Genomic DNA, 14,357 nt, shown 5'->3' with positions numbered 1-14,357 from the left:
CGAGCGTGACTCGGACGGATGCGGCAGATCGTGGGCCACGGACCCGCGGTGTTGGTATCTGTTGACACATGTCGGTTTTCGGCCACAGACTGTCCGCCATGCGTCAATGGCCCGACGACCGTGTCGCCTTCGGCGGCGACTACAACCCGGAGCAGTGGCCCCGCGAGGTGTGGGCCGACGACGTCCGCCTCATGGGCGAGGCGGGGGTCTCGTTCGTCACGCTCGGGGTCTTCTCGTGGTCCTGGCTGGAGCCGACCAAGGGCGAGTACGAGTTCGGCTGGCTCGACGACGTCATGGACCTCATGCACCGGCACGGCATCGCCGTCGACCTCGCGACCGCCACCGCCACCCCGCCCCCGTGGCTGAGCGCCGCCTATCCCGAGATCCTCCCGGTCGACCGCGAGGGCCGGACGCTCTGGCCGGGCAGCCGGCAGGCCTGGTGCCCGTCCTCGCCGCTGTACCGGGACTTCGCCCTCGCCCTCACCGACCGGATGGCCACCCGGTACCACGACCACCCGGCCCTGGCGATGTGGCACGTCTCCAACGAGTACGCCTGCCACAACCTGCCCTGCTACTGCGACACCTGCGCCGCCGCCTTCCGCCGCTGGCTGGAGCGTCGGTACGGGGACCTCGACACGCTCAACGAGGCGTGGGGCACCGCCTTCTGGAGCCAGCGGTACACCGCGTGGGACGACGTCCTGCCGCCCCGGCTCACGACGACGTTCGGCAACCCCACCCACGTCCTCGACTACTCGCGCTTCGGCTCCGACACCCTCCTCGACTTCTTCCTCGCCGAGAAGGAGGTCATCCGCCGCCACTCGGCCGCGGTGCCGGTCACGACGAACTTCATGACGATGAGCCAGTTCCGGCTGCTCGACTACCACGACTGGGCGCCGCACCAGGACGTCGTGAGCACCGACCACTACGTCGTCGACGCCCTCGAGCACCCGCGGGCCGAGCTGTCCTTCCACGGCGACCTGACCCGCGGCCTCGCCGGCGGCGCCCCCTGGATGCTCATGGAGCACTCGACGAGCGCGGTCAACTGGCAGCCGGTCAACCCGGCCAAGCGCCCCGGCGACACCCTCCTCGACTCGCTGACCCACGTGGCCCGCGGCGCCGACACCCTCGGCTTCTTCCAGTGGCGCCAGTCGCGCTCGGGGTCCGAGAAGTTCCACTCGGCCCTGGTCCCCCACGCGGGCGAGGACAGCGACCGGTTCCGCGAGGTCTGCGCGCTCGGGGCGGTCGCCGGCCGGCTCGGCGAGCTCGTCGGCTCCCGGGTCGAGGCCGACGTCGCGCTGCTGTGGGACCACGAGGCGCAGTGGGCCGTGGCCGGGCCGTGCATGCCGTCGTCCGCGCTCGACTACCCGACCGCCGCCCACACGGTGCACCGCCTGCTGCGCGACCGGGGCGTCACCTGCGACGTCGTGCACCCGGACGCCGACCTCGGCGGCTACCGGGTCGTCGTCGTCCCCACGCTCTACCTCGTGTCCGACGCAGCGGCCGCCGCGGTGGCCGCCGCCGCCGAGGCCGGCGCGCAGGTGCTCGTCACGTACTTCTCCGGCATCTCCGACCCCGACGACCACGTGCGCCTCGGCGGCTACCCCGGCGCCTTCCGCGACCTGCTCGGGGTCCGCGTCGAGGAGTTCTTCCCGCTGCGCGTCGGCGAGCAGGTCGCGCTCGACGACGGCGGCGGCGGCGGTGGCCCCGGTGGCTCCGGTGGCCACGGCACGGTGTGGTCCGAGGACGCCCGCACCCACGGCGCCGACGTCGTCCACGCCTACGCCGACGGACCGCTGGCCGGCCGGCCGGCGGTCACCCGCCGCACGGTCGGCGACGGCGGTGCGGCCTGGTACCTCGGGACCCTCCCCGACGACGCCACCCTCGGTAGGCTCCTCGAGCGGGTCCTCGGGGACGCCGGGGTGCGACCGGCCGCCGAGGTGCCCGCCGGTGTCGAGGTCGTCCGCCGGCGCTCGGCCGAAGGCGCCTGGCTCTTCGTCCTCAACCACACCGACGACGACGCCACGCTCGCCGTCGCCGGCCACGACCTGGTCGCCGGCACCGACGTCGGACCGACCACCACCGTCGCCGCGCGCACCGCGGCCGTCATCCGGGAGGCCTGACGTGCTCGCGAGCCAGCGCCGTGCGGCCATCCTCGCCATCGTCGAGGAGCACGGGGCCGCCCGCGTCTCCGAGCTCGTCGACCAGCTCGGGGTCTCCGACATGACCGTCCGCCGCGACATCGAGCGGCTCGACGGCGAGGGCCTGCTCGAGCGCGTGCACGGCGGGGCGGTGGCCGTGTCGCCGCGGGCCACCGACGAACCGGGGTTCACCGCGAAGTCGACGCTCATGACGGCCGAGAAGGAGGCGATCGCCCAGGAGGCGGCCCGGCTGGTGCAGCCCGGTGCGACGATCGGCATCTCCGCCGGGACGACGACCTACGAGCTCGCCCGGGCGGTGCGCGACGTGCCGCACCTCACCGTCGTGACGAACTCGGTGCCGGTCGCCCAGCTGCTCCACGAGAGCCAGGCCGCGGGGCACGTCGTCGTCCTCACCGGCGGGGTCCGCACGCCGTCCGACGCCCTCGTGGGGCCGGTCGCGGTCTCGGCCCTCCAGGGGCTGCACGTCGACCGGCTCTTCCTCGGCGCGCACGGCATCGACCGCTCCGCCGGCCTCACGACGCCGAACCTCGTCGAGGCCGAGACCAACCGCGCGCTCGTCCGCTCGAGCCGGTCGGTGTGCGTGCTCGCCGACCACACGAAGGTGGGCATCGTCGGCCTCTCGAGCTTCCTCGACCTGCACGCCGTCGACGTGCTCATCAGTGACTCCGGCCTCGGCGCCCGGGCCCGCCAGGTGCTCGAGGAGTCGGTCGAGCACCTCGTGCTCGCCGCCGCCGGCCGGGGCCGCAGCCCCCGAACCGAGGCCGCCGGATGAGGGTCACCCACGACGTCCGGCGCACCGTCGCCCGGCTCGCCGACGGCCGGCAGATCATCTACTTCGACGACACCCAGGACGCCCCCGAGCGCACCGCCGTCGACACCCGCGACCTCGGCGAGCGGGCCGCGGCCGGGCACATCCGGCACGACGCGCTGACCGGCGACTGGGTGGCCGTCGCGGGGCACCGGATGCACCGCACGCACCTGCCACCGCGCGACGAGTGCCCGCTCTGTCCCACGGGGCGCGGCAGCATGCCCTCGGAGGTGCCGGACGCCGACTACGACGTCGTCGTCTTCGAGAACCGCTTCCCGTCCTACGCACCGGTGGCGGTCGACGACGTCAGCGCGCCGGCCGAGTACCTCCACGCCCCGGCCCTCGGACGCACCGAGGTCGTCTGCTTCACGAGCGACCACGAGTCGACCTTCGCCGCCCTCAGCCCGCACCGGGTGCGCACGGTCGTCGACGTCTGGGCCGACCGCACCGCCGAGCTCGGCGCCGACCCGGACGTCGCGCACGTCTTCTGCTTCGAGAACCGCGGCCAGGAGATCGGGGTGACGCTGCACCACCCGCACGGCCAGGTCTACGGGTACCCGTACGTGCCGGCGCGCACGGCCGAGATGCTCGCCCGGGCCACCGAGCACCACGCCCGCACCGGCCGGCTGCTCGGCGCCGACCTGCTCGCCGCCGAGCGCGCCGACGGCTCGCGCGTCGTCCTCTCCGGGGAGCACTGGACGGCCTACGTGCCGTACGCCGCGCGCTGGCCGGTCGAGGTGCACCTCGCGCCGCACCGCGACGTGCCCGACCTCGTCGCCCTCGACGACGCCGAGCGCGACGAGCTGGCCACCGTCTACCTCGAGCTGCTGCGGCGGCTCGACGGCTACTTCGTCGGCGACGACGGCGCCGGCGTGCGGCTGCCGTACATCGCGGCGTGGCACCAGGCACCCACTCGCACCGGCCGGGACGTGTCGCGGCTCGTCCTCCAGGTGATGTCGGTGCTGCGCGGTCCCGGGCGGCTGAAGTACCTCGCCGGGTCCGAGAGCGGGGTCGGCGGCTGGGTCACCGACACCCGTCCGGAGGCGGTCGCCGCGCGGCTGCGCGAGCTCGCCCCCTGACATGGGCCGGGCCGGCCGCCGCGGCCGTCAGGCCCTTCCGAGAGGAGGCAACACGCACACGATCCGCCGGAATCGTCTGCGTGTTGCCTCCTCTCGACGCCGCCGGCACCGGCGGCCGGGGGTTCCTGGAGGTTCGGCAGAGCCGCTGCTGACCTTCCTGGCTCCGGCTTGACCCGATCCGAACGGCTTCCGCACCCGGGCTTGGCCCGCCCGCGACCGGCTCGGGGCAGGCTCGACGCCCGTGAGCACCTCGACCACGCCGCCCTCGTCCGCCCGTCCCCTCGTCCGCGGCCTGCGCCGCATGGCCCTCGCCCTCGGCCTGGCCCTGGCCGGCGCACCGGTCCTCGCGGCCACGGCGAACGCCCTGCCCCCTGCGCCGCCGAGCGTCGGCGACTCGCGCACGATGCTCGCCGGCCTGCACGTCGGCTACGAGGACAACGCGGGCTACGACCGGACCGAGTTCAGGCACTGGATCACCGTCAGCGGCGCCTGCGACACCCGCGAGACCGTCCTGAAGCGCGACGGCTCGGGCGTCACCACCGACTCCTCGTGCCGGGCGACCGGCGGGACCTGGCGCAGCGTCTACGACGACACGACCTTCACCGACGGTTCGGACCTCGACATCGACCACGTGGTCCCGCTCGCCGAGGCCTGGGGCTCGGGGGCCAACCTGTGGACCGACGCGCGGCGCGAGCAGTTCGCCAACGACCTGACCATCCCGCAGCTCATCGCCGTGTCGGCCTCGAGCAACCGCAGCAAGTCCGACCAGGACCCCGCGCAGTGGCAGCCCCCGGCGAGCGGCTGGCGCTGCGAGTACGCGCGCTCGTGGATCGAGGTCAAGGACCAGTACGACCTCGAGGTCGACAGCGCGGAGAAGTCGGCCCTCACCGGGATGCTCGACGCCGACTGCTGAGGCCCGTCGGTCCTCGTCAGGCGCGGAGGCGGGCGCCGGCCCGCCGGATGGTCGCCACGGCGACGGCGTCGAGCGAGTCGACGACGGTGCGGTCCTCGACGCCCAGCTCGCCGCGCAGGACCGACAGCTCGGTGCAGCCGAGGGCGACGGCCTCTGCGCCCTTGCCCCGCAGGTGGTCGACGAGGGCGTCGAACCGGCTGCGCGACACCGGGTTCCCCGCCTTGACGCCGTCGTAGATGACCGACATCGTCTCGCGCTGGACGTCGGGGTCGGGCAGCACGAGCTCGACCCCGGCGCGCTCGGCCGCGGCCGCGTAGGTGCCGGTCGAGAGCGTTCCGTCGGTGGCGAGCAGGCCGAGCCGGGTCAGCCCGGGCACCGCCTCGCGCGCCGCGGCGACCGTCTCGTCGACCGTGTCGAGCACCTCGATGCCCACGGCGGCCCGCATCTGCTCGACCCAGACGATCGCGGTGTTGCACGGGATGGCGACGAACGTGGCCCCGGCCCGCTCGAGGGCGACGGCGTCGGCGACGAGGGCGGCCTCTGGGCTCTCGTTGGCCCCGCGCAGGAAGCCGCTGCGGTCGGGGATCGAGCCGTGCTGCCAGACGAGCAGGTCGACGTGGTCCTGGTCGCGGGCGGCGTCGGTGAGCTCGACGACCCGGCGCAGGAAGTGCACCGTGGCGGCCGGCCCGAGCCCTCCGAGCACGCCGCCCGGCTGCCCGTGGACCGGAACGCCGGCGGTCATCGGCGGTCCGTGAAGTGCTCGCGGAACTTGCGCACCTGGTTGACGTGGTAGGCGAGGTTGTAGGCCCGGCGCTTGAGGGTCAGGTCGGGGCCGTAGACGTTGGGGTCGCTCGCCCGGCCGGCCTTCATCAGCCCGAGTGCCTTGTCCCGCAACGGCTCGTCGAGGACGAAGTGCTTGACGACGTACTTCGGGACGAACGCGAAGAGGTGCTCACCGCGCGCGATCTCCAGGCCCTCCATCGGCTCGTGGCGCACCCAGTCGCGGACGTACCACTCGGAGACGTTGTGGCCCCCGGCCGTCACGTAGAAGTTCGAGCGGCCGAGCCGGACGTTGATCTCGAAGAACTTGTACGTGCCGTCGCGGCGGTCGTACTTGAGGTCGAAGTTGCTGAACCCGACGTAGCCGATGTGCTCGAGGAAGCGCTTCGCCTGCTCGACGACCTCGTCGATCTCGGTCGTGATGATGACGCACGGGTTGCCGATGGCCAGCGGGTGGTGCTCCTCGAGCAGGACGTGCCCGACGGAGCCGAAGCGGACCTTCCCGTCGCGGTCGGAGTAGCACGTGAGCACCCGCATGTTCGTGTCGTCGCCCGGGACGAACTCCTGCAGCAGGAAGTTGCCGTCGTAGCTGCTCGCCCGGACGCGGCGCAGGGTGTCGGCGAGCTCGTCGGCGGTGTCGCAGACGTAGACCTTCTTCTTGCCCTCGAACGAGGCGTAGTGGTACAGCGCGCTGTCGGCGGGCTTGGCGACGACCGGGAACCCCCACGGCAGGTCGCGCTCCTCGTCGTGCTCGCCCGAGCAGTCGACGACGACGGTCGCCGGGTACGGCACACCGACCTCGTCGAGGATCCCGTAGAAGACGTCCTTGCGGACGATCCGGTCGAGCAGGTCGAGGTCGATGTACGGGATGGTGAACCAGGCCCCGAGCCGGTCCTTGTGCTCGATGATCATCCGCACGTACCAGTCACCGGCCGCGACGAGCAGCAGCGGCGGACGCCCCTCGCCGCCCTGCTCGCGCCCGACCCGCTCGAGGGCCGCGACGAAGGTGTCGGGGTCCTCGAAGCCGGCGACGTACTCGTGGTCGCAGACCGTGGACAGGGCGATCGGGCCGCCGTCGGTCATGTTGACGACGAGCGGCCGCACGCCGTACGCCTCGTGGAAGGTGCGCACGAGGGTGTAGGCCGTGATGTCTCCGCCGAGGATGACCGGACGGAAGTCGGTGGCGGGGGCGGCAGGGGGCACGCGGAGTTCCTTCGTCGGGGGCCGTGGGCTCGGCCACCCATCATCCCCCACCGGCCGGGACGGGCCGAATCGCCGCGTCGACGGCTGGGGTCAGGAGGCGAAGACGACCGTGTTGTCGACGTAGTGCCCGCTCACCGGGTCGACCTCACCGCTGCACGTGATGAGCCGCAGCACCGGACCCGGCGCGGGCCCGTAGACCAGGTCCGTGGGGAACCGGTTCTTCGCGAAGTCCAGCGAGGAGCGCACCGTGAACGTCACGACGTCGCCGTCGCGCTGCACCACCTGCACCTCGTCACCGGGCACCAGCTCACGCAACCGGTAGAACACCGCCGGCCCGCGGTGGGAGTCGACGTGCCCGGCGACGACGGCCGGCCCGCGCTGCCCGGGCGCCGGAGCCACCGTCAGCCACCCCGCCCGCGAGAAGTCCGCCGGCACCTGCATCGTCCCGTCCTTGGCGATGCCCAGGTCGACCAGCCGGGTCCGGACCCCGATGGCCGGGATGCGCAGCTCGACCGGCCGGTCCCCCACGGGCGCCTTGTCCCCCGCGACGGGCACCGGGATGGACGCGTCGTTGGGGCCGGCGTCGTGCACGACGTCGGCGTCCGGGACGTCGGGGGTGGTCGGCAGCGGCGCGAGCGTCGGCACGCCGGAGGGGTCCGCCGTCGGGGTGCGGGTCGAGGTCGCGCTGCCCGTCGGGGTGGCGCGCTCGTGCGCGAGCGGCGGCAGGCGTGCCGGGTCGCGGTCGGCCGCCGCCACCGCGGCGATGCCCAGGCCGCCGAGGACCGCGAGGGCCGCGACGGTGGCGACGACCCGCTCGTGCGGGCTCACCGGGTGGGGCGCCGCACCGGCTGCAGCCGCCGGCGGAGGCCGAGCCCGGCGAGCACCAGCCCGCCCGCGCCGGCGAGCGCGAGCCCGCCGCCGAGCGCGGGGTCGGCCGGGCGGGTGGCCGCACCGCCGCCGCCGGTCTGGACGCCCCGGCGCGGGGCGGAGCCGAGGCCGAGGGCGTCGACGACCGGCTTGACCGTGACCCCGCCCTTGCCGTCGGCGAGCACGAAGACGGAGTACACCCCCCCGCTGGCCACCGTGACGGCGGCGCTCGTCGGGCGGTCGGGCCGGGCGTCGCTGGTGGTGCTGACGTTCAGCGTCCAGCGCCCGGCCGGCACCGCTTCGTAGCGCGTGGGCTCGCCGAACGGGACGCGGTCGGCGAGGGTCGGGCCCCCGGCGGCCGCGACCGTGGTCGTCGTCGCGTCGGGCGCGGCCGGGATGAGGCGGACGCTGGCCGACCCGGCCGCCGGTCGGTCGAGGTCGTCGGTGAGGACGTCGATGCGCGGCGACGGGGTGTGGGCGAGGGCCGCGAGCGTGACGGCGCGGCCGTCCTGCGCGAGGAAGGTGCCCGCGAGGACGGGCGGGGTGTCGGTGGCGGACCCCACCGGGCGGATGGTGACCGCGTAGAGCCCGGCCGGGACCTGCCGGTACTCGCCGATGCCGCCGTAGCCGACGGCCGGCTCGAGGATGCGCGTCGCGCCGTCGGCCTCCGCCTCGGGGATGGCGGCCTTGGGGGCGTCGGCCAGGGAGGTGCCGGCGAACGGGACGAGGCGGATGGTCATCGTGCCGACCCCGGGCACGAGGTGGGCGGCCCGCACCCAGGTGGTGCCGGCGGCGGAGGACTTCGCGGGTGGGTTCGGTGCAGAGGGCGCCGCGTGGGCCGGGGTCGCCGCGACGACGCCCACGGCGAGCGCGAGGGTGGTGAGGAGGACGGCCAGGAGGGGTGGGTGCGCGGTGGCGGGACGGGTGGTCGTCATGGGGTGCCTCCTGCGTGGCGGTGGAGCGGGGTCGAGAGAGCCCGATGGGCCGGGTGGGCCCGGTGGGCCGGGAGGTCCGCGGTCACGACGTCGCCGCCGGCACGGACACGACGAGGGCTGCGGGGGTGTCCCCCGCGGCGGGGAACCAGACGGAGTAGGAGCGGTAGGGGCTGACCTGGGCGTCGATGACCGCCGCGAGCTCGGCCGCGGCCGGCGAGCTCGGCTCGGCCGGACCGTCGTCGACGCGGGTGATCCGTGCGGTGAGCCGGTCGAGCCCGGACGAGGTCTGCGGGAAGGCGTCGACGGTGAGGTCGTGCCGGTCGGCGAGGACGGCGAGCAGGGTCAGCAGGCGGGCGTCGACCCGGCCGGTGCCGAGGTCGGAGCGGGCCGCCCCTGTGGTGCGCACGTTGGGGTTCTCCGCCAGCTGACGGCTCGCGCGCAGGGTGGCCTCGTCGGGTGCCACGGTGGGCGTCGGGGCCGGGTCGGCCGTCGTCCGCGACGGCGTCGGGACGACCGGCCGGGACGAGGGGCCGGTCGACGGGGAGGCGCTCGGGGCCGGCCGGTCCGACGCGGGGCCCGCGGCGAGCTCACGGGGTGCGGCCACCGCGGGCACGGCGGACACCGAGGGCAGCCACGCAGGGAGGACGGCCGCGACGAGCCCCACGGCGGCGACGGCGCCGAGCACCGGTCCGACCCGCCGGACGTCGCGCCCGAGCAGCCGGGTGGGCCGGTAGCGGACGGCGGCGTCGGCCACCCCGGCCACGAGCAGACACGCCACGACGGCCGTGAGGAGGACGAGGGTCGCCGGCGCCGTCCCCGGGACGGCGATCCCCCCGGCGAGGGTCAGGCCGCTGAGGGCGAGGGGCCGCACGCGTCGCAGGGCGAGGCCGGCGAGGGCCGCGACGAGCACGACGACCGCGACGACGGGCGCGACCTGCGCGCCGACGGGCGGCCCGCCACCACCCGGGCGGATCCAGGCGACGGCGAACGCGAGTCCGACGAGGCCGAGGACGAGCGTGGTCGTGCGCACGAGGGCCTCGACGCGCTGGTCGCCGCTGCGCCGCCAGGACGCGGTCCAGAGCGCGAACGCCGGCCCCGTGAGGGCGACGACCGTGACCGGCGCGAGGGCGACGGCCGCGAGCATCGCCAGCCCGCCGAGCAGCAGCGCCGTGCGCGAGGTGGCGCGGGGCAGGAGGAGGGCGAGGCCGACGGCCGCGCAGAGGACGGCGACGAAGGGGACGGGGTCGGCTCCCGCGCTGCGGCCGACCTCGAGGGCCGGGGGCAGAGCGCGAACGCGAGCAGCGCGCCGGCCGCGGCCCACGGTCGCAGGTCGAGGCGCCGGGCCGCGACCCACACGACGAGGGCGAGGCCGAGGACGAGGAACCCCGAGCGCGCGTGGCCCGGGGGGGCACCGGTGGGTGCCACGTGGACGGCCACCGTGACGAGGAGGACCGCAGCGAGCGTGAGGACCTCACGTGCTGCGCGGGCGCGTCGGTCGTCGGACACCTCCGCCTCCCTCCGGCGAGAGTGCGCAGGAGGGGACGCAGACGGATCTGCCGAGCGCCCCTGCCGCGCTGACCGACTGACGGTAACCCACGATTTCCGTCCGTGGAAGGTTCTCGACGGAAGAATCCGCAGGTCAGCGTGAGGTCATTCCGCAGCGAGGCCGTTCTCGACGCCGAGCGTGCCGTTCGGGTCGAAGACGTCGTACAGGCGCGGCGCCCAGAGCAGCTGGCCCCGGGTGAGCTCCGGCGGACCGAGCCGACGCAGCCGGCCCGGGGGTCGCTCGGAGCCCGCGGCACCGGTCGCGGGGCGCCCGCGGTGGCGCCACCGGACGGCGGTGCCGCGCAACGGCGCCTTGGGCCGCGGGACGTGGACCCGCCCCCGCGACGGCCCGGCGTCCCCGTACCAGGCGTCGAGCGCGTCGGCGGTGCGGCCGAGCAGGTCCCACACCGCGGCGGGGTCGTCGGGCACGTCCTCGGGCGCCAGACCGGTGTGCTCCGCGACGAGCTCCCGGCGCAGCCGCAGCGCGAACGTGTCGTGCGGGGCGGACCCCCGTGCGGGCGGTCGCGGCCGTCCTGCACGGCGACCGAGACCTCGGAGTCGTTGGTCCAGGACCGGCGGTTGAAGTTGTCCGACCCGATGCTGGCCCAGCGGTCGTCGATGATGCAGACCTTGGAGTGGACGTACACGGGGTAGCCCGTCGGGCTGGTCAGGCCGAAGAGCGCCACGCGGTCGCGACCGGCGTCGAGCAGCAGGTCCATCGCGAGCTTGCGGCCGTAGAGCTGGGGCGGCAGCGAGAGCGCACCGTCGACGTCCGGGACGACGGGGATGACCGCCACGAGGTGCAGGCCGGGGTTCTCGCGCAGCGCCTCGCCGAAGTGCCGGCCGACCTCCTCCGACCACAGGTACTGGTCCTCGAGGTAGATGAGCCGGCGTGCCGACCGGACGGCCTTGTCGTTGCCGAGCGCGACGCTGCGCTCACCGTGCGGGGCGAAGTCGAAGCCGTCGCCGAGCAGCGCGGGGTAGGTGCGCATCACCTGCACGGCCTCGCGGGCACCCTCCGGCGGCGGCGGGGGCGGCGCCTGCTCGGGCAGCGGCTGCGGGTCGAGGTCCTCCCCCTGCACGAAGCTCGAGGCGAGGCGCCCCGGGTTGCTCGTCAGCGGGGTGGTGTCGTCCCAGCGCTCGCGGAAGGTCGTCTCGAGGTCGTGGACGGCCGGGCCCTGCACCGCGCACTGGACGTCGTGCCACGCGGGCGTCGGTCCGAAGACCTGCGGCATGGCGATGACCTGGGGGTCGCCGCGGTGCTCCTCCGTGTCACGACGGCTGTGGCAGAGGTCGATCCCGCCGACGTAGGCGACGTCGCGCGACGGGTCGTCGCCGTGGCGGACGACGACGAGCTTCTGGTGGTGCGACCCACCCGGCGCCACCCGCATGTCGCGCAGGCACTGGCCGCCCGCCTCGTTGACGAGCCGCGCCAGCTCCCAGGACTTCTCGGAGTGGAAGCCGAACCGACGCCAGTGCGAGCGCCACAGCAGGCCGCGGACCACGACGCCCCGGCGGGCCGCCGCCGCGAGGACGGCGCCCACCGTCTGCGACGGGTCGTCGGTCAGCCGCTGGTCGGGGTCGCCCCGCCAGTCGGCGAAGAGCACGAGGTCGCCGGGGCCGGTGGCCTCGAGCGTCGCGTGCAGCTCGGAGAAGTACGTGGCGCCGTGCACGAGCGGGCGCACGGTGTTGCCCGTACTCCACGCGACACCCGGGGCGTGCCGGGCGTCGACGCGGGAGTGCGGGTTCGCGCGCTCCTCGGGGAGGAGGAAGAGGTCGGAGAGCATCGAGGACATCCTGCCGGTCCCGGGCGCCGCGCGGGACCACCGATTCCCGGATGACCGCACGCGAGGGACGTGCGAGTCCTTACGATGCGGGTGTGGCAGGGATGCGAGTGGTTCTCGCCGAGGACAGCGCACTCCTCCGACAGGGGCTCGCCGCGTTGCTCACCGAGCACGCCTCCGTGTCGGAGGTGCTCGAGGCGGCCGACTACGACGAGCTGCTCGCGGCCGTCGACCGCGAGCAGCCGGACGTCGTGCTCGCCGACATCCGGATGCCCCCGACGCACAGCGACGAGGGCATCCGGGCCGCTGAACGCTTCCGCCGCACCCATCCCGGGCTCGGGGTGGTCGTCCTGTCGCAGCACGCGGACGCGGAGGGGGCGCTCGAGCTGGTCGCCGGCGGGAGCACCGGCCGGGCCTACCTGCTCAAGGAGCGGGTCGCCGACGTCGAGCAGCTCGTGTCGGCGCTGACCGCCGTGCGACGTGGGGCGAGCGTCATCGACCCCCACGTCGTCGACGCGCTGATGCGCCACCGGCTGCGGTTCGAGGAGGGCCCGGTCGCCCGGCTCACGGCCCGCGAGCGCGAGGTGCTCGGTCTCATCGCCACCGGGGCATCGAACTCGGCCATCGCCGACCGGCTGCACGTCACGTCGCGCGCGGTCGAGAAGCACATCAACTCCATCTTCACCAAGCTCGACCTGCCGTCGGGCGACAACCGGCACCGACGGGTCGCCGCGGTGCTGCTCTACCTCGGCGACAGCCGGTCCTCGGGGTCGGGGCCCAACCCCTCCGGGCGAGGGACTGAGGTGGCCCCGCGGGGCCTGCCCCGGTTCCTGCGGCTCCCCCAGCTGACGGGGTCGACCCAGCAGCGCATCCGCACCTACCTCGTCGTCAACCTCGTGGCGATCTGGTCCGCCGTCGTGATGCTCACGGTCGTCAACGAGAAGACCGGGCCGTCACGCTCGTTGACCCTCGACATCGTCGCCCTCGTCTGCGCCGGGTCCGTCTACGGGGCAGCCCTGTTCCTCGCGACGCACGACCGGCTGCGGCCGGCCGCCGCCCTCGCCGTCGGGGCGACGTGGCTGGTGGCCTTCACGCTCGCCTGGGCCACGCCGTTCACGACGCCGGTCAGCCTGCTCATCCTCTACGTGCCGGCCCTCATCATCACCGACGCCTTCCCGCTGCGGGCCCGGACGGCTCTCCTCGCCACGACGGTCGTCCTCACCGGTGCCCTGGTCCTCGTCGGTGAGTCGCGCCGCGACTGGTGGGAGACCAACCACCCGGACCTCCCGGTGCCGGCCCTCCTCGTCGGGGTCTTCACCCTCCTCGTCGCCGGCGTGCTCGTCATCGGGATCCGCGACTCCGCGCTGCGCGTCGCCCGGCACAGCCGCGACCTCGAGGAGTCGAGAACCCGCCTCGCGGTGGCGAGCCTCGACGCGCGACGCTCCATCGAGCGGGACCTGCACGACGGTGCGCAGCAACGGCTCACCAGCCTCGCCGTCGACATCGGTCGGCTCTCGCGGTCGATCGACACCGACCCGGAGCGGGCGCGGGAGATCGCCCACGGGCTGCAGGGGCAGCTGGAGGCGGCGATCCGCGAGCTGCGCGACCTCGCCCACGGCATCTACCCCGCGGTGCTCGCCGAGCGCGGGCTGGCGGGCGCGCTGCCCGCCGCGTCCCGGCGCACGACCCTGGCCTGTGTCGTCGACGTCGACGCACTGCGGCACCGGTACCCGTCGGACGTCGAGGCGGCGGTCTACTTCTGCTGCCTCGAGGCGATGCAGAACGCCGACCGGCACTCCGCCGGCTCGCTCATCACCGTGCTCGTGACCGACGACGCCCGGGACGGCGAGGAGGCCCTGCGCTTCCGGGTGACCGACGACGGGCGCGGTTTCGACGTCGCCGCCCACGAGGACGCCCACGGGCTCACCGGGATGCGCGACCGGATCCATTCCGCCGGAGGGCGACTCGACGTCCGGTCGACCCCCGGGGAGGGCACCGTCGTGGAGGGTCGGTTCCGGGGAGAGCCGTCGGCGGAGGGGCGCTGAGGGCGGGCTCGTGGGTGGTCGGGGCCCGGCCGCGCGTCGACCGCCCCCGGACGGTGGTGCTGGCACCACCCCGGAGTCGGGGGTGGGCGCTACTGATCGGCTGCGTCCCGTGCGGCAGAGTTGATGTCGGTGGCCGTCGCAGGGGACGGTACACACCCCACGGAACAGCGCTCGGCGCGCCGTGTCTCGCGGTGGGTCCCCGGCTGGTGGCTGTGGGACCCATCGCGAATTGGGTTCTC

At 74.7% G+C, this 14,357-nt stretch carries 12 protein-coding genes and 1 pseudogene; 6 read left to right on the top strand and 7 right to left on the bottom strand.

Annotation, left to right across the window (positions count from 1 at the left end; all coding sequences use genetic code 11):
• Window positions 1-98 precede the first annotated feature (98 nt).
• The 4 genes from G7075_RS19085 to G7075_RS19070 all read left to right on the top strand — a co-directional run bounded on the left by G7075_RS19085 (window position 99) and on the right by G7075_RS19070 (window position 4,959).
• Window positions 99-2,120 (top strand): beta-galactosidase, encoded by a 2,022-nt coding sequence (locus tag G7075_RS19085; protein WP_166124014.1) that lies wholly within the window; start codon window positions 99-101, stop codon window positions 2,118-2,120.
• 1 nt (window position 2,121) lies between these two features.
• A complete protein-coding gene (locus tag G7075_RS19080) occupies window positions 2,122-2,931 on the top strand; it encodes a DeoR/GlpR family DNA-binding transcription regulator (RefSeq protein WP_166124013.1) in 810 nt (269 codons plus the stop codon).
• Window positions 2,928-4,046, top strand: coding sequence for a galactose-1-phosphate uridylyltransferase (galT, locus tag G7075_RS19075; RefSeq protein ID WP_166124012.1), 1,119 nt, complete (start codon window positions 2,928-2,930; stop codon window positions 4,044-4,046). Before G7075_RS19080 ends, galT begins: the two co-directional genes overlap by 4 nt.
• A 241-nt stretch (window positions 4,047-4,287) precedes the next feature.
• Window positions 4,288-4,959, top strand: a complete 672-nt coding sequence (locus G7075_RS19070; RefSeq protein ID WP_240917758.1) for an HNH endonuclease family protein — start codon at window positions 4,288-4,290, stop codon at window positions 4,957-4,959.
• Window positions 4,960-4,975: 16 nt separating this feature from the next.
• On the opposite strand, the gene G7075_RS19065 is transcribed toward G7075_RS19070, so the two are convergent.
• The 7 genes and pseudogenes from G7075_RS19065 to G7075_RS23215 all read right to left on the bottom strand — a co-directional run.
• Complete coding sequence (locus G7075_RS19065; protein ID WP_166124011.1) at window positions 4,976-5,701, bottom strand: aspartate/glutamate racemase family protein; 726 nt, start codon at window positions 5,699-5,701, stop codon at window positions 4,976-4,978.
• Window positions 5,698-6,942, bottom strand: a complete 1,245-nt coding sequence (locus G7075_RS19060) for a carboxylate--amine ligase (protein WP_166124010.1) — start codon at window positions 6,940-6,942, stop codon at window positions 5,698-5,700. Before G7075_RS19060 ends, G7075_RS19065 begins: the two co-directional genes overlap by 4 nt.
• Before the next feature lie 90 nt (window positions 6,943-7,032).
• The gene (locus G7075_RS21805; protein WP_166124009.1) at window positions 7,033-7,770 is read right to left on the bottom strand and encodes a class F sortase; all 738 of its coding nucleotides are present in this window, start codon (window positions 7,768-7,770) and stop codon (window positions 7,033-7,035) included.
• The gene (locus G7075_RS19050) at window positions 7,767-8,744 is read right to left on the bottom strand and encodes a DUF4397 domain-containing protein (protein WP_166124008.1); all 978 of its coding nucleotides are present in this window, start codon (window positions 8,742-8,744) and stop codon (window positions 7,767-7,769) included. Before G7075_RS19050 ends, G7075_RS21805 begins: the two co-directional genes overlap by 4 nt.
• Before the next feature lie 82 nt (window positions 8,745-8,826).
• Window positions 8,827-10,065, bottom strand: coding sequence for a hypothetical protein (locus G7075_RS21800; RefSeq protein ID WP_166124007.1), 1,239 nt, complete (start codon window positions 10,063-10,065; stop codon window positions 8,827-8,829).
• Between the two features lie 329 nt (window positions 10,066-10,394).
• Window positions 10,395-10,718, bottom strand: coding sequence for a hypothetical protein (locus G7075_RS21795; protein ID WP_166124006.1), 324 nt, complete (start codon window positions 10,716-10,718; stop codon window positions 10,395-10,397).
• Between the two features lie 155 nt (window positions 10,719-10,873).
• Window positions 10,874-10,936: pseudogene (locus tag G7075_RS23215) on the bottom strand (hypothetical protein); the annotation flags it as partial.
• On the opposite strand from G7075_RS23215, the gene G7075_RS21790 reads away from it, so the two are divergent.
• Both G7075_RS21790 and G7075_RS23210 read left to right on the top strand, forming a co-directional pair.
• Window positions 10,925-12,130, top strand: coding sequence for a hypothetical protein (locus tag G7075_RS21790; protein WP_240917757.1), 1,206 nt, complete (start codon window positions 10,925-10,927; stop codon window positions 12,128-12,130). The pseudogene G7075_RS23215 and the gene G7075_RS21790 overlap by 12 nt on opposite strands.
• A 47-nt stretch (window positions 12,131-12,177) precedes the next feature.
• The gene (locus G7075_RS23210) at window positions 12,178-14,118 is read left to right on the top strand and encodes a response regulator (protein WP_371814263.1); all 1,941 of its coding nucleotides are present in this window, start codon (window positions 12,178-12,180) and stop codon (window positions 14,116-14,118) included.
• The last annotated feature ends 239 nt before the right edge of the window (window positions 14,119-14,357 follow it).

This window comes from Phycicoccus sp. HDW14, from assembly GCF_011383005.1.
In the GTDB taxonomy this organism is placed as follows: domain Bacteria; phylum Actinomycetota; class Actinomycetes; order Actinomycetales; family Dermatophilaceae; genus Phycicoccus.
Note: the sequence above shows the minus strand (reverse complement) of the source record. Positions and strands in the feature narration are given on the sequence as shown.